At 69.6% G+C, this 22,292-nt stretch carries 16 protein-coding genes and 3 pseudogenes; 12 read left to right on the forward strand and 7 right to left on the reverse strand.

Features of this window, described 5'->3' with window-relative positions:
- Window positions 1-47 precede the first annotated feature (47 nt).
- From pcrA to sucD, 3 genes are all read left to right on the forward strand, one after another.
- A complete protein-coding gene (pcrA, locus tag J2T21_RS00340) occupies window positions 48-2,453 on the forward strand; it encodes a DNA helicase PcrA (protein ID WP_307577314.1) in 2,406 nt (801 codons plus the stop codon).
- 239 nt (window positions 2,454-2,692) lie between these two features.
- The gene (gene sucC / locus J2T21_RS00345) at window positions 2,693-3,862 is read left to right on the forward strand and encodes an ADP-forming succinate--CoA ligase subunit beta (RefSeq protein ID WP_071216346.1); all 1,170 of its coding nucleotides are present in this window, start codon (window positions 2,693-2,695) and stop codon (window positions 3,860-3,862) included.
- A 16-nt stretch (window positions 3,863-3,878) separates the two neighbouring features.
- Window positions 3,879-4,781, forward strand: coding sequence for a succinate--CoA ligase subunit alpha (sucD, locus tag J2T21_RS00350; protein ID WP_307577318.1), 903 nt, complete (start codon window positions 3,879-3,881; stop codon window positions 4,779-4,781).
- Between the two features lie 96 nt (window positions 4,782-4,877).
- Here the strand turns inward: sucD and J2T21_RS00355 are convergent, their stop codons facing one another.
- Complete coding sequence (locus tag J2T21_RS00355) at window positions 4,878-5,162, reverse strand: hypothetical protein (RefSeq protein ID WP_307577320.1); 285 nt, start codon at window positions 5,160-5,162, stop codon at window positions 4,878-4,880.
- A gap of 324 nt (window positions 5,163-5,486) precedes the next feature.
- Here J2T21_RS00355 and J2T21_RS00360 point away from each other — a divergent pair, with 324 nt between their 5' ends.
- From J2T21_RS00360 to J2T21_RS00385, 6 genes are all read left to right on the forward strand, one after another.
- The gene (locus tag J2T21_RS00360) at window positions 5,487-6,545 is read left to right on the forward strand and encodes a zinc-dependent alcohol dehydrogenase family protein (RefSeq protein ID WP_307577322.1); all 1,059 of its coding nucleotides are present in this window, start codon (window positions 5,487-5,489) and stop codon (window positions 6,543-6,545) included.
- 159 nt (window positions 6,546-6,704) lie between these two features.
- Window positions 6,705-7,307 carry a hypothetical protein gene (locus J2T21_RS00365; protein ID WP_307577324.1) on the forward strand — a complete coding sequence of 201 codons (603 nt, stop codon included), beginning with the start codon at window positions 6,705-6,707 and terminating at the stop codon, window positions 7,305-7,307.
- Entirely contained in the window at window positions 7,304-9,475 is a 2,172-nt protein-coding gene (locus J2T21_RS00370) for a bifunctional polysaccharide deacetylase/glycosyltransferase family 2 protein (RefSeq protein WP_307577326.1), read from the forward strand. Before J2T21_RS00365 ends, J2T21_RS00370 begins: the two co-directional genes overlap by 4 nt.
- A 49-nt stretch (window positions 9,476-9,524) precedes the next feature.
- Window positions 9,525-11,120: an HD domain-containing phosphohydrolase gene (locus tag J2T21_RS00375; RefSeq protein WP_307577328.1), complete on the forward strand. Its 1,596-nt coding sequence runs from the start codon at window positions 9,525-9,527 to the stop codon at window positions 11,118-11,120.
- Between the two features lie 76 nt (window positions 11,121-11,196).
- The gene (locus J2T21_RS00380; protein WP_307577331.1) at window positions 11,197-11,475 is read left to right on the forward strand and encodes a DUF4242 domain-containing protein; all 279 of its coding nucleotides are present in this window, start codon (window positions 11,197-11,199) and stop codon (window positions 11,473-11,475) included.
- Entirely contained in the window at window positions 11,472-11,840 is a 369-nt protein-coding gene (locus tag J2T21_RS00385; RefSeq protein ID WP_307577333.1) for a cupin domain-containing protein, read from the forward strand. Before J2T21_RS00380 ends, J2T21_RS00385 begins: the two co-directional genes overlap by 4 nt.
- Window positions 11,841-11,858: 18 nt before the next feature.
- Here the strand turns inward: J2T21_RS00385 and J2T21_RS00390 are convergent, their stop codons facing one another.
- The 3 genes and pseudogenes from J2T21_RS00390 to J2T21_RS20775 form a co-directional block, all read right to left on the reverse strand.
- On the reverse strand, window positions 11,859-12,419 hold the full coding sequence (locus J2T21_RS00390) for a cupin domain-containing protein (protein ID WP_307577335.1): 561 nt from the start codon (window positions 12,417-12,419) through the stop codon (window positions 11,859-11,861).
- Window positions 12,420-12,434: 15 nt separating this feature from the next.
- Entirely contained in the window at window positions 12,435-13,106 is a 672-nt protein-coding gene (locus J2T21_RS00395) for an SAM-dependent methyltransferase (RefSeq protein WP_307577337.1), read from the reverse strand.
- Between the two features lie 181 nt (window positions 13,107-13,287).
- Window positions 13,288-13,563 (reverse strand): annotated as a pseudogene (locus J2T21_RS20775) (hypothetical protein); the annotation flags it as partial.
- A 296-nt stretch (window positions 13,564-13,859) separates the two neighbouring features.
- Here J2T21_RS20775 and J2T21_RS20780 point away from each other — a divergent pair.
- Window positions 13,860-14,891, forward strand: a pseudogene (locus J2T21_RS20780) (BTAD domain-containing putative transcriptional regulator); the annotation flags it as partial.
- Window positions 14,892-15,154: 263 nt separating this feature from the next.
- Window positions 15,155-16,726 (forward strand): hypothetical protein, encoded by a 1,572-nt coding sequence (locus J2T21_RS00400; protein ID WP_307577339.1) that lies wholly within the window; start codon window positions 15,155-15,157, stop codon window positions 16,724-16,726.
- Window positions 16,727-16,759: 33 nt separating this feature from the next.
- On the opposite strand, the gene J2T21_RS00405 is transcribed toward J2T21_RS00400, so the two are convergent.
- Together J2T21_RS00405 and J2T21_RS00410 are read right to left on the reverse strand one after the other, a co-directional pair.
- Window positions 16,760-17,176 (reverse strand): hypothetical protein, encoded by a 417-nt coding sequence (locus J2T21_RS00405; protein WP_307577341.1) that lies wholly within the window; start codon window positions 17,174-17,176, stop codon window positions 16,760-16,762.
- Window positions 17,173-18,191 (reverse strand): annotated as a pseudogene (locus tag J2T21_RS00410) (agmatine deiminase family protein). Before J2T21_RS00410 ends, J2T21_RS00405 begins: the two are co-directional and overlap by 4 nt.
- A gap of 207 nt (window positions 18,192-18,398) precedes the next feature.
- Here J2T21_RS00410 and J2T21_RS00415 point away from each other — a divergent pair.
- Complete coding sequence (locus J2T21_RS00415) at window positions 18,399-18,950, forward strand: TetR/AcrR family transcriptional regulator (protein ID WP_307577344.1); 552 nt, start codon at window positions 18,399-18,401, stop codon at window positions 18,948-18,950.
- Here J2T21_RS00415 and J2T21_RS00420 read toward each other — a convergent pair.
- Window positions 18,947-22,279, reverse strand: a complete 3,333-nt coding sequence (locus J2T21_RS00420; RefSeq protein WP_307577346.1) for a DEAD/DEAH box helicase — start codon at window positions 22,277-22,279, stop codon at window positions 18,947-18,949. The genes J2T21_RS00415 and J2T21_RS00420 overlap by 4 nt on opposite strands.
- Window positions 22,280-22,292: the final 13 nt, after the last annotated feature.

Raw genomic sequence — 22,292 nt, forward strand, 5'->3', positions numbered from 1 at the left:
CGGGGCCAGGCCAACGGGTGGGCGCACCGCCGTAGACTGGGGCCATCATGGATTTTCTTTTCGATGACTTCGTCGCGCCCGCCCAAGCCCCTCCCCTCCCAGATGCCCAGGCGCTGCTTGCCGGGCTGAACCCCCAGCAGGAGCAAGCCGTCAAGCACGCCGGGTCCCCACTGCTGATCGTTGCCGGTGCCGGCTCCGGCAAGACGCGCGTGCTCTCGCACCGCATGGCCTACCTGCTGGCCACCGGAAGGGCGCGTCCGCACGAGATCCTGGCCATCACCTTCACCAACAAGGCCGCCGCCGAGATGCGTGAACGCATTTCCGCTCTGGTGGGCGAGGACGTGGCGAAGAAGATGTGGGTGTCCACCTTCCACTCCTCGTGCGTGCGGATCCTGCGCCGCGAGGCGGCCTCGGTGGGACTGAAGTCCAGCTTCTCCATCTACGACTCCGCCGACTCCCTGCGCCTGATCACGCTGGTGTCCAAGGGCCTGGAACTGGACCCCAAGAGGTTCACGCCCAAGTCCATGGCGCACAAGATCTCCGCGCTGAAGAACGAACTCATCGACGACGAGCAATATGCGGCTACCGTTGCCTCCAACGACCCGTTCGCCGCGGCGGTTTCGCAGGTCTACCGGGGCTACACCGAACGGCTTCGCGCGGCCAACGCCCTGGACTTCGATGACCTCATTGCCCACGTGGTCAACATCTTCCGTGCCTTCCCGGCGGTGGCGGACAACTACCGCCGGCGCTTCCGCCACGTCATGGTCGACGAGTATCAGGACACCAACCACGCCCAGTACGCCCTGGTGCGCGAGCTGACCGGGCCCGACGGCCCGACCCCGGGCGGGGAACTGACCGTGGTGGGCGACTCCGACCAGTCGATCTACGCCTTCCGCGGGGCCGACATCCGCAACATCGTCGAGTTCGCCAAGGACTACCCGGATGCTGTGACCATCAAGCTCGAGCAGAACTACCGCTCCACCCAGACCATCCTTTCGGCCGCCAACGACGTCATCAAGCGCAACCCGGACCGGCCCGAGAAGCGGCTGTGGACCGCCGAGGGCGACGGCGAGAAGATCATCGGCTACGTGGGGGAGTCGGAGTCGGACGAGGCCCGCTGGATCGCCGAGGAGATCCTGCGCCTGAACGACGAGGAGTCCATCCGTCCCGGCGACGTTGCCATCTTCTACCGCACCAACGCGCAGTCCCGTTCCCTCGAGGAGCAGTTGATCCGCGTGGACTTGAAGTACAAGGTCATTGGCGGAACCCGCTTCTACGACCGCAAGGAAGTCAAGGACGCCCTGGCCTACCTGCGGGTGCTGGTGAACCCGGAGGACGACATCAACGTGCGCCGGATCCTCAACGAGCCCAAGCGCGGCATCGGGGACCGGGCCGAATACTCGGTGGCCGCGCTGGCCGAACGTGAGCGGATCTCCTTCATGGAGGCGCTGCGCCGGGCCGAGGACGCACCCGGGCTGGGAACCCGCGGCCAGAACATGGTCGGAGCGTTCGTGAAGATCATGGACGACCTGGCCGTGGTCGCCGACGGATCCGGCCCGGCCGAGGCGCTCGAGGCGGTGCTGGAGCAGACCGGCTACCTGGAGATGCTGCGTTCCTCCAGCGACCCCCAGGACGAGTCCCGCGTGGAGAACCTTGCCGAGCTGGTGGCGGTGGTCCGGGACTTCATGAAGGAGAACCCCGAAGGCACGCTCACCGACTTCCTCGAGCGCGTGGCGCTGGTGGCGGACGCCGACTCCATCCCCGACGCGCCCTCCGACGCGGAGGGCGTGGACATGGCCCACCGTGAGGGAATGGTCACGTTGATGACGCTGCACACGGCCAAGGGCCTGGAATTCCCCGTGGTCTTCCTCACCGGCATGGAGCACGGCATCTTCCCGCACCAACGGTCCCTGACCGATGAAAAGGAGCTGGCCGAGGAACGCCGGCTGGCCTACGTGGGGCTCACCCGGGCCCGCCAGCGCCTGTACCTGACCCGCGCCGAGTACCGCAGCCTGTGGGGCCAGGCGCAGTACAACCCCGCCAGCCAGTTCCTCGAGGAAATCCCGGAAGCCCTGGTCGAGTGGAAGCGCGAGGGCACCAAGCGTTCCAGCTTCGAGTCCTTTGGCGGGAGCAGCAACTTCGCCACCAGCCGCTACGAGTCGGGCTCCTACTGGGGTGCGGGCGCCGGATCCGGTGGCGGGGGAAGGCTCTCCGGCGCCCCGGAAATCCACACGCTGAGCACCGCGCCCACGGCGCGGGCCAAGGGCCGGGTCCAGCCGAACAAGGAAATCATTTCCCTGTCGGTGGGGGACAAGGTCAGCCATGGCACCTTCGGCGAGGGCGTGGTCCTGGCCCTGGAAGGTGCCGGGGACAAGACCGTGGCCAAGGTGAAGTTCGCGGACGCGGAGAAACGGCTATTGCTGCGCTATGCCCCGTTGGCCAAGCTTGACTAGCTACGTTGCCAAGCGCGAGGATACCCCCGAAAACGCCATGTTTGCGGGGCCTGTGGCGGGTGTCACGGCGCATTGGGCTCTACCGTTTGTAGAACTGTGCCATTGGGCGCCAAGGCGCTAGGCTGTGGGATGGAGCCCGCCCTGTTTCCAGGATGGACTCTCCCCCTCAAAGCATGGATCCGTGTATATGGAGCCGTGTCTTGAGTCAGCATAGACTTCGACAAGAAGGACACAAGCCCGTGGACCTGTATGAATACCAGGCGCGCGATATGTTCGAGTCGCACGGTGTACCCGTGCTGGCCGGCATCGTTGCCTACACACCTGAAGAAGCCAAGGCCGCTGCCGAGAAAATCGGTGGCGTCGTGGTCGTTAAAGCCCAGGTAAAGGTCGGAGGCCGCGGCAAGGCCGGTGGCGTGAAGGTCGCAAAGACCGCCGACGAGGCGTTCAAGTACGCATCCGACATTCTCGGCATGGACATCAAGGGCCACACCGTGAACAAGGTCATGATCGCCCAGGGCGCCGACATCGCCGAGGAGTTCTACTTCTCCGTGCTGCTGGATCGCGCGAACCGCAACTACCTGGCCATGTGCTCGGTTGAAGGCGGCATGGAAATCGAGGAACTCGCCGTTGAGCGTCCCGAGGCCCTGGCCCGCATCGCCGTTGACCCGGCCGTAGGCATCGACCAGGCCAAGGCCGACGAGATCGTTGCCGCAGCAGGCTTCGCGCCGGAGCTGACCGAAAAGGTCGCCGCGGCAATCCTGAAGCTGTGGGACGTCTTCAAGAAGGAAGACGCAACCCTGGTCGAGGTCAACCCGCTGGTTCGCACCGGCGCCGGCGACATCGTTGCACTGGACGGCAAGGTCTCCATCGACGAGAACGCCGAATTCCGCAACCCGCACCACGTCGAGCTCGAGGACAAGGACGCAGCGGATCCGCTCGAGGCCAAGGCCAAGGCGATGGACCTGAACTACGTCAAGCTGGACGGCGAAGTGGGCATCATCGGCAACGGTGCAGGCCTGGTCATGTCGACCCTGGACGTCGTCGCCTACGCCGGCGAAAACCACGGCAACGTGAAGCCCGCCAACTTCCTGGACATCGGCGGCGGAGCCTCCGCCGAGGTCATGGCCGCAGGCCTTGACGTCATCCTGAACGACGAGCAGGTCAAGTCGGTCTTCGTGAACGTCTTCGGTGGCATCACCGCGTGTGACGCCGTTGCCAAGGGCATCGTCGGTGCACTGGCCGAGCTCGGTTCCGCAGCCAACAAGCCGCTGGTCGTGCGCCTGGACGGCAACAACGTCGAAGAGGGCCGCCGCATTCTTGCCGAGGCCAACCACCCGTTGGTCACCCTGGCAGCAACCATGGACGAGGGCGCCGACAAGGCCGCCGAGCTCGCCAACGCAGCGAAGTAAGTAGGGATACGCGAACATGAGCATTTACCTTAACAAGGATTCCAAGGTCATCGTTCAGGGCATCACCGGTGGCGAGGGTACCAAGCACACCGCCCTGATGCTGAAGGCCGGCACCAACATCGTCGGTGGCGTCAATGCCCGCAAGGCCGGCACCACCGTGCTGCACGGCGACAAGGAAATCAAGGTCTTCGGCGCAGTGGCGGAAGCCATGGCCGAAACCGGTGCAGACGTTTCCATCGTCTTCGTGCCGCCTGCCTTCACCAAGGATGCAGTCGTCGAGGCCATCGAGGCAGGCATCGGCCTGGTCGTTGTCATCACCGAGGGCGTTCCGGTACAGGACTCGGCCGAGTTCTGGGCCCTGGCCCAGTCCAAGGTCGACGCCGACGGCAACCAGGTCACCCGCATCATCGGCCCGAACTGCCCCGGCATCATCACCCCGGGCGAGGCACTGGTCGGTATCACGCCGAACAACATCACCCAGAAGGGCCCGATCGGCTTGGTCTCCAAGTCCGGCACCCTGACCTACCAGATGATGTACGAACTGCGCGACCTGGGCTTCTCCACCGCCATCGGCATCGGCGGCGACCCGGTCATCGGAACCACCCACATCGACGCCCTGGCTGCGTTCGAGGCGGACCCGGAGACCAAGGCCATCGTCATGATCGGCGAAATCGGCGGCGACGCCGAAGAGCGTGCCGCCGAGTACATCAAGGCCAACGTCACCAAGCCGGTCGTCGGCTACGTGGCAGGCTTCACCGCACCCGAGGGCAAGACCATGGGCCACGCCGGCGCCATCGTCTCGGGCTCGGCCGGTACTGCACAGGCCAAGCAGGAAGCCCTTGAGGCTGCCGGCGTGAAGGTCGGCAAGACCCCGTCGGAAACCGCAACGCTGCTGCGCGAAGTTTACGCCGCCCTCTAATTCCATAGAGTGCACCAAAGCGGTGGCGGTCATCTTGTTACTCACGTAGCGAGGTGGCCGCCACCGGTCGTTTAAGCGCTCGTGGTCTCTCCCAGCTCAGGCCCGAAGGCGGAAGAACGAGTCCCCGACCAGCTCGTGGGCCCCGGGAACCAGCACCACCAGGAGCTCGGGGTTGAACTGCACCTCGACTGGACCGCGGCCCGCCAAGGCCGCCGAGAGCTTGTGCGGGGCGAGCGCCTCGAGCACCCACTCGTCGGGCCCGGAGCCCACGTGCAGCAGGCTGGTGTCTTTGTCGAGGTCGAGCCACGCGGTGATCCAGTCGCCGGCAAAGCGCGGCAGGGGATTGGCGGGCGAAGCTGTGGCCAGGCTGGGGCTGTACAAGATGCACACGTCCTTGATATTCGTTGTCCTTGCCCCTGCGCGCGGGATGCGCGAAAGGGCCGCTTCGTCATCCGAACCACCCACCGTGCAACTATGGGGTTGGTATCTGTTTAGGTCGGAGCCTTGCCTTGCGGCAGCCAGAATTCGTGAAGCTGTTTCAACCATACGTTGAAACGGGGACACATTGCCACCACGGGTCAAGGGGGGCAACACAGGGTCATATGTTTCGGGAGCCCGGCACGTGGAGCGTTTTGCTGCTCCGTGTCCAACGAACGGGCATAGGCTGGAAAACGAAAACACCAAGACCAGCCTGCGGAGGCAACCATGCGCGCCACACTGATCCACGGACCGCGGGACATCCGCGTCGAGGACTGCCCCGATCCCGTCCTGCTCGCCGACACCGACGCCATCGTGAAGGTCGGCGCGGCCTGCGTCTGCGGCTCGGACCTGTGGCCCTACCGCGGGATCAACCCGATCCCGGAGCCCCGGCGCATCGGCCACGAGTTCATCGGAACCGTGACGGCGCTCGGTAGCAAGGTCGCCACCTTGAAGGTCGGCGACTTCGTGGTGGCACCCTGGGCCAATAGCTGCGGCACCTGCCCGCCGTGCCGCAACGGCGTCCAGGTCGCCTGCGAGCACCGGGCGTCCTGGGGCGGGAACGACGAGAACGGGTTGCCGGTGGACGGCGGACAGGGCGAGGCGGTGCGGGTCCCCAACGCCGACGGCACCCTGGTTCCGGTCCCGGGCGTCAGCGAACCGGACGAGGTGCTGTCCAAGTCGCTGCTGGCGCTCTCGGACGTGATGGGCACCGGGCACCACGCCGCGCTCGGGGCCAGGGTGGCACCCGGGCGCAGCGTCGTGGTCGTCGGCGACGGCGCCGTGGGCCTGTGCGGGGTCCTTGCCGCCAAGCGCCTGGGGGCGACGCGCATCATCGCGATGTCCCGGCACGCCGACCGCGCGGCCCTGGCCCGCGAATTCGGGGCCACCGACGTGGTTGCCGAGCGCGGGGCCGAGGCCGCAGTGAAGGTGCGCGAACTGCTCGGGGGAGTGCTGGCGGATTCGGTGCTCGAATGCGTGGGCACCGCCGAGGCCATGGACCAGGCACTGCGCTGCACCAGGCCCGGCGGCTCGCTGGGCTTCGTGGGAGTTCCACACGGCCAGGACGGGCTGCCGATCTCGGTGCTGTTCTCCAAGAACATCTCGGTCGCCGGCGGTGCCGCCAGCACCCGGGCGTACCTGCCCGAGCTGCTCGAGGATGTGCTGGCCGGCCTCATCAACCCCGGCCTGGTCTTCGACACCGTCATGGGCCTGGAGCAGGCGCCCGAGGCCTACCGGGCCATGGACGAGCGACGTGCGATCAAGGTCATGCTCAAGCTGGGCTGATGCCCCCTTCCGACGTGTGGCCCGGCAACCCGTCGGACCACACGTCGGAAGGTTTTTCCCTTAGTCCCGTGCGACGCGCAATTCAAGGGCGACGGGCCTCGGGAATTGTCATCGTGACCATTTTGTGACCTTTGCGGGCGTGCGTTATCGTTGGGCCCGATGCCAGCTTTTACCCAAAACCCCGTCCGAGGATCGTCCTACGCCGCAAGCGACCCCGTCTTCGTCGACCCCTCCGGCAGGCGCCTGCAGCGACTCAAGAAGGCCGGCATGGTGGTCGTGGGCCTGATGGCGCTGTACGTGGCACTCCTCCTGGTCGCCTTCCTGGGCGGCTCCACAACCGCGGCACCGAGGCTGCCCGTTTCAGGGGGGCAGCCAGCGGTCGCGGCCGGGCCCGAAGCCTCGACGAAACCGCGGCCAACACCAACCCCGACCCCGGCATCCGAACGCGCCGAGGAACCACCCGTGGCGGCACCCGATGCGACCGCCGGCACCGAGGCGGCCACAAGCGCCCCTGAGGAAACCGCGCCCACCGCCGCGCCTTCTTCCGCAACCGAATCCGCTGCCCCTTCCAGCTCGGCCGTTCCCCGTGAAACCACGGCCCCCCAAACAGCACCGAGCACCGCTCCCGCGAGTGCCGCGCCGAGCCCCGGCAGCGAGCCGACCGCACCGGGAAGGAGCCAGGACGCACCGGGCCGCAATGCAACAGCCCCCGGACACGGCGGCACCGGCCCGGCCAAGCCCACCCGGGAGCCCCTTCCGTGAGCCGCGGACGCCGGGTGGCCCGCACCGGCGGCATCGCGGCGCACTGGTTACTCATGGTTGTCGTCGTCCTGACACTGGGGCTGTCGCTGGCCATCCAGGGATACATGAACCACCTGGCAGGCATCGGCGATCGCCCCGCGCCCGTGAGCCGCGCCGCCGGGAATGTCCCGGAGGCAGTCCTGGACGGTGGCCCGATCATTGATGCCCGCGGGCAGGATGTCCGCACGGCCGGTCCCTCCGCCCGCACCGTGGCCCTGACCTTCGACGACGGGCCCGACCCGGCCTGGACCCCGAAGATCCTCGATGTCCTGCGGGAGCACGGGGTCCATGCCACCTTCTTCGTCACCGGCACCTCGGCGATCCGGCATCCCGGGCTGCTGCGGCGCATGGCCGCCGAGGGCCACGAGATCGGCATCCAGACCCTCACGCACGCCGACCTCTCCGGGGCCCCCTCGTGGCGGCGCGAGCTCGAGATCCGGGGTGCCCAGAAGGTCGTCGCGGGGATCACCGGCCAATCGCCGTCGCTGCTGCGCCCGCCCCACAGCTCGGGGAACGCGGCCACGACGAACGGACAGTGGTCGGCCATGGAGACGGCAGCGGACGAGGGCTTCCTGACCGTGCTGAGCACACTCAACAGCGCAGACGAGCGCGCCCCCGGCGCCAAGGTGATCACCGGCCAGTTGCTGCTGCACGGGGCCGGGGGCCAGGTGCTCCTGATGCACGACGGCGGGGGGAACCGTTCCCAGACCGTCGAGGCGCTGTCCGCGGCGCTGGGGAAGCAGGACGCGCCCGGCCACCGCTTCACCACGGTCGGCGACTCGATCGGCGTGGACAGCACCCGGCAGGCGTCCGTAGCCGATTCCTTGATCGGGACCGCATTCGTCTTCGGTGTCCGCTTCACCGATGCCGTTGCCACGGCCATCTCCTGGGGCCTGGTCGCGGCCGGGATCGTGACGCTGGCGCGGGCGGTGCTGGTGATGGTGGTCGCCTTCCGGCACAGCCGGGCGGTGCGGCGCAGCCGCGAGGCCGAGCGCGGCCGGGCCTGGTTCACCTCGCCGATGCGCACCGAGGTCCTCGACCCGGTCAGCGTGATCGTCCCGGCCTACAACGAATCGGCCGGCATCGAGGCGGCCGTGCGGTCCATCGCCGCCTCGACCCATCCGGTGCAGGTCATCGTCGTCGACGACGGCTCGAGCGACGGCACCGCCGACATCGTCGAGGCGCTCGGACTGCCCGGCGTCGAGGTCATCCGCAAGGAGAACGGCGGGAAGCCCTCGGCACTGAACGCCGGGATCGCCGCGGCCCGCCACGAGCTGGTGGTGATGGTTGACGGGGACACCGTGTTCGAGCCCGACACCGTCCACGTGCTTATCCAGCGCTTTTCCGATCCGCGGGTCGGCGCCATCTCGGGCAACACCAAGATCGCCAACCGCGGCGGCATCCTCGGTGCGTGGCAGCACATCGAATACGTCGTCGGGTTCAACCTGGACCGGCGCCTGTTCGACGTCGCCGAATGCATGCCCACGGTCCCCGGGGCGATCGGCGCGTTCCGCCGCGAGGCCCTGGCCAGGGTGGGCGGGGTCAGCAGCGACACCCTCGCCGAGGACACCGACCTGACCATGGCCCTGTGCCGCGACGGCTGGCGGGTCGTGTACGAGGACGACGCCCTGGCCTGGACCGAGGCCCCGGCAACCCTCGGGGCCTTGTGGAAGCAGCGCTACCGCTGGTGCTATGGCACGCTGCAGGCCATGTTCAAGCACCGCGGGGCCGTTGCGCAATCGGGTGCTGCCGGGAAGCTGGGGCGCCGGGGGCTTGGCTACCTGCTGCTCTTCCAGGTCCTGCTTCCGCTCTTCGCGCCCGTGGTCGACATCTTTGCCATCTACGGGCTGGTGTTCCTGGATCCCGTCAGGATTGCCGTGCTCTGGGGCACCTTCCTGCTGATCCAGTTCATCATGGCGGCCTACGCGTTCCGGCTCGACCGCGAGCCGCTGCGCGCCCTGTGGACGCTGCCGCTGCAGCAGTTCGTGTACCGGCAGCTGATGTACCTGGTGGTGATCCAGTCGGTGGTCACCGCGCTGGCCGGCGTGCGCCTGCGCTGGCACCGCATGGAACGCTACGGCTCGCTGCGCGCTCCGATGGATTCGAAGGCCCGGACCCCGGCGCCGTAGCCGCCCCGGCGCTGGCCGCTGCGCAGCCCCGGGGCGTATCGTGGTGCCCATGGAGGGCGAAGCCGCGCATCGGGCGGTGGGAAGCGGAATCCGGTTGGCCGAGCTGGTGGGCACGCTGTCGCTGGCGGTGGACCTGGGACTCGGCCAGCCCATGGAGCATGTGGCCCGCTCCGCGCTGTTGGCGACCAGGTTGGGCGAACTGATCGGGCTGGGGCCCGACGACCGCGCCGACCTCTATTACGTGGCGCTGCTCGGCTGGGTGGGATGCATCGCCGACAGCCCGGAGTCTTCGCGCCGCTTCGGCGATGACATCGCCTACCGGGCCGGGGTGTTCGACGTGGACATGGCCCCGCTGCCGTTCCTGGGCTACCTGCTGCGCAGCGCGGGCTCCGGTTCCCCGGCCTCCCGACGGCTGGGTACCCGGGCCACGCTGTTGGCCACCGGAGCCGCCGGCGTTAAGGCCTCGCTGCGGACGCATTGCCTGGTGGCGGCCGAGTTCGCCGGCCGGCTGGGACTGGGCGCGGGAGTTTCCGGCCCGCTGCAACAGGTCTTTGCCCGCTGGGACGGCCGCGGCCTGCCCGCGGGGCTTGGCGGGAACAGGATCGCTGTGGCCACCCGGCTCTGGCAGCTGTGCGACGTGCTGGAGGTGCACCATCGGCGGGGCGGCACCGCAGCCGCACTGGCGGTGGCCGAGGCGCGCCGCGGCACCCAGTGCGACCCGGAGCTGGTGGCCGCCTTCACCCGGGACGCCGAGGAGCTCTTCGCCGCACTTCCCTCCGGATCGGCCTTCGAGACACTGATCGATGCGGAGCCTGGCCTGCACCGCGAAGTCACCGGCGCGGAGCTGGACCCCGTGCTTGGGGTGCTGGCCGATTACGCCGACCTGAAGGCCCCTCAGCTACGCGGGCACAGCCGCGCCGTGGCCCGGCTCGCCCAGGCCGCGGCCCGCCGGCTGGGGCTGGAGGACGAACAGGTCAGGTTGCTGGGGCGCGCCGCCCTGCTGCACGACCTGGGGCGCACGGGGATCCCGAACGCGATCCTGGAAAAGGAAGGGACGCTGGGCCGCGCCGAGGCCGAACGGTTGCGGATGCTGCCGTACTACACCGAACGCATGCTCGCGCGGCCCGCGCCGCTACGCGAGATCGGGCAGCTGGCCGCGCTGGCGCACGAACGGCTCGACGGAACCGGGCACCACCGCGGCCTGAACGCGACGATGATCCCGCTGCCGGGCCGGATCCTGGCGGCGGCCAACGAATACCAGCGCTTGTGCGAACCGCGCCCGGTTCCGCACACCGCCGAGCAGGCAGCCCGCCTGCTGGTGGCCCAGGTGGCCGCCGGCGGGCTGGATGCCGGGGCCGTCGACGCGGTCCTGGCCTGCGCCGGGCAGGCCCCCGAACGCCGGCCCTCCGGGCCCGCGGGTCTCACCGCCCGTGAGGTCCAGGTGCTGGTGCTGCTGGCCCGCGGTGCCTCCAACCGGCAGATCGCCGCACGGCTGGGCATCGCGCCCAAGACTGCAGGGAACCACATCGAACGGATCTATGCGAAGGCCGGTGTCGGCAGCCGCGCGGCAGCAACCCTGTTTGCGATGCGGCACGGGCTGCTGGACCGGCTCCAGGAGTTCGGTGATGGGGTAAACGCCCCATGAAACCCGGGTGCCGGCAATCCTACGGTTGTTGCATGCGGTGAAGGACACCGCGGCAGAACCACAGGAGATGGGCACGATGCCGAAGTTTGTCATCGAACGGACCGTTCCGGGCGCCGGCCGGATGGACGAGGGTCAATTGCAGGAGTTGGCGGCGGGCTCCAACGGCGTGCTGCGGCAGCTGGGCGAGGGCATCCAGTGGGTGCACAGCTACGTGGCCGAGGACCGGCTCTTTTGTGTGTACAACGCCAGGGACAAGGGGCTGATCCGCGAGCACGCCCGCATCGGCGGGTTCCCGTGCGACAGCATCCGGCAGGTCTCCGCAATCATCGATCCGGTGACGGGAGAGGCGCCATGAGCACCCTCGGCGCGGTCCTGGCCGCGAAGAACCTGGACTCCCCGGATGAGGTGCGCGATTTCGCGCACGGGCACATGGACATCGTGCAGGTTGCCGGGAGAACAGTGGGGCGGATGGTCTTCGAACCGGGCTGGCGCTGGTCGGTGCACATGCGTCCGACGGCGGGCACCGACAGCTGCCGGGTGCTGCACACCGGTGCAGTGCTCTCCGGCCGGCTTGCGGTGCGCATGGACGACGGGACCGAGGCCGTCGCCGGCCCGGGCGACGTGTTTGTCATTGAGCCCGGGCACGACGGCTGGGTGCTCGGGGACGAGCCCTGCGTGCTGCTGGACTGGACCGGAGCCGGCGGCTACGCCCGGCACTGACCCGCACCCGGCCCGGCGCTAGCCCCTGAGCCCGTAGGTTTCGAGGAAGTGCTGGCGCTGGTCGTGGAACATGACCACGCCGAAGCGCTCATCGAGTTCGTCAAAGCGCCGGATGATGGCAGGGTCCCCGTGGCCCAGCGGGCTGCGGTCCCCGGCCTCGAGGATCCTGAAGTATTCGACCAGGTACTCGTCGAAGTTCTGGTTGAAGAACATGTCCGCGAACCTGACAGGTTCGTCGGTGGCATTGAAGAAGGTGTGGACCAGCCCGGCCGGGCGCAGTTGCATGCCGCCGGCCGGGACCTCGTAGACGGTCCCGTCGACGTACACGCTCAGCGTCCCGGCCAGCACCAGCGAGAGCTCGTCGAGGGTGTGGTGCAGGTGGGGATCGGGGCCCAGCAGCTTCGGGCCCAGCGCCGTTTCGACGCACGCGTACTGGTAGCCGGTCGCCTTGCCGGGCACCAGCACGCGGATCGCGACCCCGCGCGGACCGGGGTCCAGCGGCGGTTGCGGCGGCCACAGCCTCGGTTCGTTGGCCAGGACCTGGACGGCGGTTTCGGGGGTGATGCAGGTGGTGGTCACGGTGACGCACCCCTTTCACTGATCGGAGGGCCGGCGTTGGGCCGCCAGCACCAGGTTGAACGGCGTTTCCGCGACCTTCTCGACCGCGGTGAATCCGGCCTGTGCCAGGACCCCGCGCAGTGTTTGCTCCCCGGACATCGCACCCAGCGCCAAACCGACGGGCTGGGACAGCGAGTTGGGCGTGCACAGGAAGGTGGAGGCGGCGTAGCCGAAGGCGGCGGCGGGGTTTTGAGCCAGGTTCTGCGCGAGCGAACCGGCGGAGTACGGCTCGATGAGCAGCAGCGTCCCGCCGTCGGCCAGCGCGTCCCGGGCATGGATGGCCGCCCCGAGCGGGTCGCCCAGGTCATGGAACGCATCAAAGAACGTGATCAGGTCGTATCCCGTGCCCGGGTAGCCTGCCGCGTCGGAGAGGGCGAAATCGACCCGTGCTGCGAGGCCGGCAGCATTCGCGCGTTCCCGCGCCAGCTGGATCGATGGTTCGTGGGCATCGAATCCGGTGATGCGCGCGTCGGGATACATCCCGGCCAGCAGCACCGAGGGATAGCCGCGACCGCAGCCGACATCGGCCACCGTGGCGCCGGTGCGCAGCGCCGCATCGAGCTCCGGAAGCAGGGCCAGCCAGCCTTCGAGTCCCGCGCGGTAGCGCGCCCCAGAAGCGTTCGGTGGCTTCGAACACCAGCGGATCATGGAGTGCCCAGTCCAGGCCGTGCCCGGAGCCGAAGGCCCCGGCCACCGCTTCGGTGTCCCGGAACAGGGTCGCCGCCATGGTGATGTCGCCGATCATCGAGGCCGGGGAGGCCCCGTCCACCAGCACCGCGGCGTGCGCCGGCGGCAGGGAGAAGCTCTGGGTTGGGGCCTCGTAGCGAAGGAAACCGGCGGTGGCCTGCTGGGCCAGCCATTCGCGCAGCAGGTGCTCGTCGAACCCGGTGGCGTCGGCCAGTTCCCCCGAGGTGGCCGGTGGTTTGCCGGCCATGGCCGCGTAGAGCCCCAGCCGGTCGCCGAGCACGACGGCGGCCAGGGATGCCGCACCGATCATGGCCCCGGCGAGCTGCCCGGCGAAGGCCTCGATGTCCTTTTCAACCGCCTGCCCGGCGGCATGCGCCGGTGCGTCCGGGGTGATGGTGTTTTCTGCGGGGCCGTTCATGGCTCCTCCTTCGGGGTGGGCCGCCGGATTCTCCGGGGCAGGAACTCGGGGTTTCCGGCGAGCGGTAATGCGCGGCGGTATTCGTCTTCCATGACCCCAGCCTGCGCGGTTGGCCTTTCACCGACCTTTCACTGGACTTCACGCGGTGAGTCAGGACAATGGCAGGTATGGACGGGCCTGTCATTGGATTCGCGGTGCTTGGCCCCCTGCGGGCCACCGTGGACGGTGTCCCCGTCGTTTTGCCCGCGGGCCGTCGCCGGGCGGTGCTGGCGGTCCTGTTGCTGCACCGCGGGTACATGGTGGGAGCAGACGCACTCATCGATGCCGCGTGGGGCCGGGACCTGCCGGAGTCTCCGCCGGCAGCGCTTTACACCGTCATCTCGCGGCTGCGCGGGCTTCTGGGCCGACAATGCCTCGACGCGGTTCCCGGTGGCTACCGGCTGGACCTCCCGCCCGGCAGCACCGATGCCGAGTACTTTGAGGAACTGCGCACCAGGGCCGCACGCAGCCCCGCGGAGCCGGCGGCACGTTTGCTGGATGCCGCGCTGGGACTGTGGCGCGGAGCTGCCTACCAGGAGTACAACGACCGTGACTTCGCCCGGGCGGAAGCCGCCCGGCTCGATGGGCTGCGGCTGGATGCCTTCGAGGAGCGGGCTGCCATCGATCTGGAACTCGGGGCAGCGGACGCTGCGTCGGCGCGGCTGCTGCCCTTTGTCACGGAGAATCCCTTCCGGGAGCGGGCCGTGGGACTGCTGATGAGTGCGCTGTCCCGATCCGGGCGGACGCCGGAGGCACTGCAGGAGTACAGCGGGTACCGCAGGACCCTGGCCCGGGAACTCGGGCTGGATCCCTCCCCCTACCTCGAAGGCCTGCAACAACGCATCCTGGGGAACACCGGAACCACGGGGCCCGTGCGCCCGGGGCGGCGAAACCTGCCGGCTTTCGGCGGGCCGCCTCCCACCAGCTTCGTGGGCCGGGAGCAGGAAACCGCCCGGCTGCTTGACATGGTTGCCACCCACCGTCTGGTGACGGTGACGGGGCCCGGGGGAGTGGGCAAGACCCGCCTGGTCACCGAGGCGTTGGGAGCCCTGGGGGACCGCACGGGACTCGCCCCCGTGCTGGTGGACCTGGCGGGCGTGGCCCGCCCGGCACCCGGAGGAACCGCCGCGGTGGGCACCGAGGTCTGCGCGGTGCTGGGCATGGAACCGGGCACCGGGGACGACCCCCTGGAGGCGATCGCCGAGGCGCTGCGCGCGGCCCCCGGGCTGCTGGTGCTGGATAATTGCGAGCACGTGCGTGCCGAGGTCCGCGAGCTGGCAGGTACCTTGGCCCGCGCCTGCCCCGATTCCCCGCTGCTGGCCACCAGCAGGGCCAGGCTGGGCCTTGAGCACGAGGCGGTGCTGGTGCTGGACCCGCTGCCCGTCCCGGCTCTCGGCGCCCGAAGCACAGAGATCAACGCCTCCTCCGCGGTGCGCCTGTTCGTCGAGCGATCCGGCACCGACCCGCCCCGGGACGGCGCCGCGGACACCGTGGCCGCCCCGGGACGGCGCCGCGGACACCGTGGCCGCCCCGGGACGGCGCCGCGGACACCGTGGCCGCGCTGGTGCGGCGGCTGGACGGGCTGCCGCTGGCCATCGAGCAGGCCGCCGGCCGGGCGGCCGTGCTGGGGGCCGGACCGCTGCTCGAACGCCTGGAACGGGGCCTGGATTTGGTCTCCGGGAACGGGGGCGGGCGGCAGGAATCGCTGGCCCGCGTGCTGGACTTCTCCTGGGAACTGCTGGACCCGGCGACCCGGCAGCTGCTCGAATCCTTGTCGGTCTTCGGCGGAGAATTCGACCTGGACGCGGCCGAGGCGATGGCCCCGGGCCCGGGAACCCCCGCGGACCTGCGGCTGGCCGAACTCGTGGAATGCTCGATGCTCGTACTCATCCGGGACCCGGCCGGCACCCGCTACCGCTTGCTGGAAACGGTGCGGGCGCATGCCGCCGCCAGGCTGGAGGCCGCGCACCGCACCGATGCCGCCCGGATCGCCCATGCCCGCTGGGCCGCAGCCCTGGCCGGCAGGTTCGCCGCCGCCTCCGTGTCCCGCGGCATGCGCGGCTTCGGCCTGCTGGACCGGGCCAAGGCGGAATTCGCCGCCGCGGTGCGCTTCGCGCTGGACACCGGCAGGTGCTCCCTGGCCGCGAGAATCACCGGGCAGCTGGCCCTGGTGCCGCATTGGATGCCGGGGCCGCGGCTGTGGCAGTTGTTCACCGAAGCGGGCCGCGCCCCCGGGCTGCGCGGGCAACGGGCCGAAGCGCTGGGCCTGGCCGCCGCCGCGATGGCTGCGGCCCAACAGGGGACGCCGGGCGAGGCACTGGAACTCGCCGCCCGGGCCCGGGAACTGGCCACCACGGTGCAACCGGCGTACCTGGCGGGCCTGACGTCGGGCATCGCCGCGCTGTATGCAGGCCGGCTGCCCGACGCCGCCGCGAACTTCGCCGGGGCGTTGGACATCGCGGGCCCCACACCAGGGAACCGCGCCGAGCTGCACGCCTCGCTGGCCCTGGTCCACTGCTACGCCGGGGACCTGGCCGCCGCACGGGCTTCGGTTGGGGCCGCCCGGTTGGCGGCCGAGGGGCCCGTCCACGGGGCCATCCGCGCCTTCGCCACCTACGCCAGCGGGGAGGTGTTGGCCGTGCGGGACCCGGCAACGGCCACTGCGGTGTTCCGCGATGCGGCGCTGCAGGCGGACAGGATCGCGGCGCAACAGGTGGGGCTGGTGGCCAGGATCGCCTGGCTCGCTGCCCTGGCCACGATCGGTGAGCACCGCAAGGCGCTGGACATGGCCGGGCCGCTGCTGGAGGGCCTGCTCCGGGAGGGGAACTGGCCGCAGCTCTGGACCACGGTGCGGACGCTGGCCGGGTCGTTCGCCGCCACGGGGCGCGACGCCCTTGCCGAATTCCTGCTGGCCGCGGCGGACGCCGCGACCTCCGCCACGACGCTGGCGGGCCCCGATGCCCTGCGCCAGACCGAATTGCGCGAACGCCTCCGCGGACGGTTGGGGGAGAGTCGCAGCGCACGGATCGCGGCGCTCGCCGGAGCGTTGCCCCGCACCGACATCGTGCACCGGGCCTGGGCCGCCCTGCAGGACGGTGCCCCGGTGCTGGACCCCGGAGCCTGAACCACCTGCCGGACCGGGCCCGGCCTGCCGTCCCTACACGCGCTCGCGCCCCGAGGCCGGAGCCCGCCGGGGCAGGGAGCGGCCGGAGAAGAACTCCGGACGGCGAGCCGCGGCCCCCACCAGGAACACCGCACCGAGGGCGATGATGCCCACGCCGAGCACGAAGACCAGCCCGACCCCGAAGATCTGGGAACCGGACCCGTAGGCCGGGTCCCAGAAATCGACGGCGGTCTGGATGAAGACGGCCACCAGCGCGATCCCGCCCAGCAGCGGGGCCAGCAGCCGGAGGGCGAAGTCGCGCAGCGAGTCCAGGGCCGTGTGGCGGAAGTACCAGACGCAGGCCAGGGCGGTGAGCCCCAGTTGGCCGGAGGCCAAGCCCTTGGAGCGGATGCGCCCGGTGCCGAAGGAGCGTGCGGGCGCCTGGGCGCGCCGGGCGGTGGACACGCTCATGGCCGGTCCCCGGCCACGGGTTCCTGCTGGGTGATGCAGTGGATGCCTCCGCCGCGGGCGTAGAGCTCGCGGGCATCCACGCCCACGACCTTCCGCCCCGGGTAGGCCGCGGCCAGCACGGCAAGGGCGGCTTCGTCGTGCGGATCGTCGAAGGTGCAGGCCACCACGCCGCCGTTGATGACCAGGTGGTTGATGTAGCTGTAGTCCACGAAGCCCTCCGCGTCGCGCAGCACGGTCGGGGCGGGGACCTCGATGACGTTGAATTCGCGGCCCTTCGCGTCGGTGGCGCCGCGGAAGGTGGAGATCAGTTCCTGGCAGATCGCATAATCCGGGTGTTCCGGGTTTTGCTGGGAGTGGATGAGCACGGTGCCGGGGGAGGGGATCGTGGCGACGATGTCCACGTGTCCGCGGGTGCCGAACTCCTGGGAGTCGCGGGCCAGGCCGCGGGGAAGCCAGTGCACCTTGGTGGCCCCCAGGGTGCGGGCGAATTCCGCCTCGATTTCTTCCTTGGTGGTCCCGGGGTTGCGTCCCGGGTCCAGCTGCACCGATTCGGTGGCCAGCACGGTGCCCTCGCCGTCCACGTGGATGGCGCCGCCCTCGTTGACCAGCGCGGTGGCGATGCGCGGAACCCCGGCCCATTCGGCCACCGCGGAGCCGATCAACGCGTCCTTGTCCCAGGCCGCCCAGTCCTGGGCGCCCCAGCCGTTGAACACCCAGTCGACGGCCGCCAGTTCGCCCGCGGCATTGGTGACGAAGGTGGGGCCGATGTCGCGCATTCAGGCGTCGTTGAGCTCGACGGTGCGGATCTCGATCCGCTCGTCGAGGTATCGCGCGGCGATCTGTGTGTCGGCGGGATCCACGACCATGGAGACCGGTGCGAACTCGGCCACCGCATGGGCTACGTTGGCCCAGGTCGAGCGGGCCGCGTGGGCTTCGGCCTCGGTGTCGCCAAGCGTGTAGCCCCCGTGGGGAAGGCCATCCACACGCGCTTCTGGGCCGAGGTCTCGGCGGGCATGGTCCAGTTCACGTCTGACTCCTGCAAGGTGCCGGGTGTGTGGGAGGCGATCGAGGCGGAAGGTCCCGCGTGGAGGTCGCCGCCACATAAATGAATATCGTTCGTTTTAGTATGGTGGCTTGCGTCACGTGGCACAAGGGGTAAAACGAATGTAGTTCGTTAGGCTTTGGGGAACAGGTCCCCGACCCCCGCTTTCAGGAGCCATCCATGGCACGGCCCGGCGCCCCCAAGCTCTCCGCCTGCGCGATTGCCGCCGCCGCCCTGGAACTGGTTGACGCGCACGGCGGGTTCACCATCCCGGCCCTGGCCAGGGCCATGGGCGTGGGCCCGTCCTCGCTCTACAACCACGTCGCGTCGAAGTCCGACATCATCGAATTGATGCGCGGGGAGGCGATGGGGGAGATCGGGCTGCCCGGGCCGGGCACCGACTGGGTGGACACGCTGCGGCGGATCGCGACCGGCTACCTGCGCTCCTACGCCCGGCACCCGAGGCTGATCCCGCTGCTGACCGCCCACACGGTGCGCGACGCGGCGACGCTGCAGGTCTGCGAACTGCTCGCCGACGCCCTGGCCGCGGGCGGGTTCGGCGCCGAGGCGTCACTGGCCGCGATCACGGTGCTGGACTCGTTCGTGCTCGGCTCGGCGCTCGAGGCGGGCCTGGGGTCCGGGGACCGCGCGCAGCGGACCTTCGAGTACGGCCTGGAGATCCTGCTGGCGGGATTCGCCCTCCAGGCCGCCGCGAAGGCACCGGCGCCCTAGCGCAGCAGTTCGCGGATGTCGTCCGCGTTGAGCACCTTGCCGAAGCCCGCGCCCTCGTCCATCACCGAGGAGATCAGCTGGCGCTTGGAATCCTGCAGTGCCACCACCTTCTCCTCGATGGTGTCCTTGGCGACCATCCGGTAGACCATCACGTTGCGGGTCTGGCCGATGCGGTGCGCCCGGTCCACGGCCTGCGACTCCGCGGCCGGGTTCCACCAGGGATCCAGCAGGAAGCAGTAGTCCGCCTCGGTGAGGTTCAGCCCGAAGCCGCCGGCCTTCAGCGAAATCAGGAACACCGGCGCCTGGCCCGACTTGAAGGAATCGATGACCTCGGCGCGCTTGCGCGTGGAGCCGTCCAGGTAGGCATAGGGCACCCCGGCGGCATCCAGCCGGTCAGCTGCCTTCTTCAGGAAGGAGGTGAACTGGGAGAAGATCAGTGCGCGGTGGCCCTCGGCCAGCACATCCTCGAGCTGCTCGAAGAGCACGTCCAGCTTGGCGCTGGGCACATCGGCATAGTCGGTATCCACCAGCGAGGCATCCAGCGCCAGCATCCGCAGCAGGGTCAGCGACTGGAAGATCGTGAACCGGTTCTTGTCCATGTCATCGACCAGGCGCAGCACCTTCTGCCGCTCGCGGTGCAGGTGCGTGTCGTAGACCTTCCGGTGCGCCTCGCCCAGCTCCACGTGCAGCACCTGTTCCTGCTTCGGCGGCAGGTCGGTGACCACCGCGTCCTTGGTCCTGCGCAGCATGAACGGGCGGATCCGCCGGCGCAGGCGCACCAGCGGCTCGGGCAGGCCCTGGCGCTCGATGGGCCGCTGGTAGTTCTCCGCGAAGCGCACCGCGGAGGGGAAGAGCCCGGGGGAGACGATGGCGAAGATCGACCAGAGCTCCATGAGGTTGTTCTCCATGGGCGTGCCGGTGATCGCCAGCTTGAAGCGGGCGGGCATGTCACGGGCCACGTGGTGCGCCTTGGTCGCCTTGTTCTTCACGAACTGCGCCTCGTCCAGGATCAGCCCGGCCCAGTTGATGTCCGCGTACGCGTCGTCGTCCAGGCGCAGCAGCGTGTAGGAGGTGACCACCACGTCGTACTCCCGGGCCAGGGCCGCCAGCGAGGCGCTGGCGCGCGATTCGGTGTCGGTGACCGCCACGACCCGCAGGGAAGGGGCGAAGCGCGCGGCCTCGTCCTTCCAGTTGGACACCACCGAGGTCGGGGCGACCACCAGGAACGGGGCGCGGACCTTGGCCTGGGCGGTGATGCCCTCGAAGGCGTCGGGGTTGGCCCACACCTGGTGGGCGTGCAGCATCAGGGCCAGGGTCTGCACGGTCTTGCCCAGGCCCATGTCGTCGGCCAGCACCCCGCCCAGCCCGTTGCGCCACAGCGTGGCCAGCCAGCCGAAGCCCTCCACCTGGTAGGGGCGCAGCGTCGCGTTCAGGGTCTCGGGCAGGTCGGTGACGGCGGTGGTCTTCAAGTCCACCAGCGAGTTCAGCGCGCTGACCCATTGGTCCGGGCCCTCGATGTGCGTGGCCAGCGCGTCCAGTTCCTCCCACATGGCGTACTGGTACTGCGTCAGCGAGATGTCCGCTTCCTTGTCCTTCATGTCCCGCAGCCCGCTGGCCTCGGTGACCAGGGCGCGGAGCTTGGCGAAGAGCGGATCCTCCAGGGAGAAATAGGTGCGGTCCGGCATCAGCAGCTTGGTCTGGCCCTGGGCCAGGGCGCGCAGGATGTCGGCGTAGGGGATCTGGCGCCCGCCGATGGAGATCAGCAGGCCCAGGTCGAACCAGTCGCGGCGGTCCGATTCCACGGTGGTGATGACCAGCTCCGGGGCCTCGGTGAGCTCGTGGAACACCGGGCGGGTGCCGGTTTCGTTGAGCACCAGGTCCTTGATCCCGGCCAGGGCCGGCAGCACGCGGCGCACGAAGTCGATGACCTCAAGTCCCGCCAGGTGCTTGGGGCCCAGCACCGTGGACTCGAAGGCCGGGTAGTGGTTCAGGATTTGAAGCACTTCGGATTCCAGCGCGGATTCCACCGCGGTGTCGCGGTCCGCCGCGTCCACTACCATGCCCTGGTAGTCGAAGACCCAGTCCACGTCGACGGTTTCGCCGGTGCCGTAGCGGATCCTGGCCACCAGCTTGGGCGGCAGCACCGCCGGCAGCGCCACGGAATCGTCGGGGCTGGTGACCCGCAGCTTGCGGGCCAGGCGCGGGTAGACGCGGGAGAAGAATTCCTCGGTCTCGGATTCCGGGACGTTGAGGGTTTCGGGGTGGTGCAGCATCGAGAGCTCGGTGTGGCTCAGCCCGCCGGGGACCTGGCCCAGGAAGATCTCGTTCTGGTCCTCGGTGGCGGCGTAGACGCCGTGGTTGCCGATGGATCCGGCCGGCGAATGCGCGTCGAGGATGAAGCGGTGCCCGCCCATCGACAGCGACGGTGCCAGCGCCAGGCCGTCTTCGCCGGCCTGCGCGCCCAGGGCGACGTGGGCCGGGGAGGCGAGCAGGATCCGGGTGTTGGTGCGCATGCCCACCAGCGCCACGCCCAGGGCCTTGGCCGTGGGCAGCAGTTCCCAGAGCAGCGCGGAGGCGTATTCGTCGAGATAGAGCCAGTCGTTGTCCTCGCCGAAGTAGAGCTCGCCCTTGGCCCGGTAGAGCGGCACGAACTGGCAGAACCAGCGGTACTGCTCGATGTCCAGGTTCAGCCCGAAGGTCTTGAAGCTGATGGTGTTCCAGCGCAGGTTCGACCGCGCCCAGCGGTCGGACCCGGCGCGCACCACCGGGCGCACGCCCAGCCGCCAGCGCCTCGAGGCGACCTTCAGCTGCCCCACCCCGGACCCGGGGGCCCATTGCTGGTGCGCCGAGAGCGTGGTGTCCTGCAGCTCGAACTGCAGGCCCATCTGCAGCACCGGGTGCTTGGAGTTGGCCCCGCCCAGGGACGTGGGGGTGGCCGGCGCCGGGGCGAGCAGCTCCTGCAGTGCCTGCTGCCAGGCCGGAACGGCCACGGCGGTGTTGCGGTACACCACGTCCTTGGCGCGCAGGTGCATGGAGTTCGAGTAAATGAGCACGGCCGCCACGTGGCGGCATGCCGGGGCCGCCCCGCACGGGCAGGTGGCGTCGTCGATGACGCGCTCGCCCTTCTTGGTGGCCAGCGCGATGCGCACCTCGTGGGCGGGCTCGGAATCCCCGGACACCGTGGCGGACATGGCCTGGCCGACCGGATCCCACGCGAACCCGCTCAGCGCGGCGTCGGTGGCCAGCACCTTGCCGCGGGTGAAGGAGACACCGCCGACGACACGCAGGATTTCACGCGCATCGACCATGGGAAAAGCAGATTCGGTCATCCTCCCATCGTTT

This window comes from Paeniglutamicibacter psychrophenolicus (assembly GCF_030812255.1).
GTDB classification, from domain to species: domain Bacteria; phylum Actinomycetota; class Actinomycetes; order Actinomycetales; family Micrococcaceae; genus Paeniglutamicibacter; species Paeniglutamicibacter psychrophenolicus_A.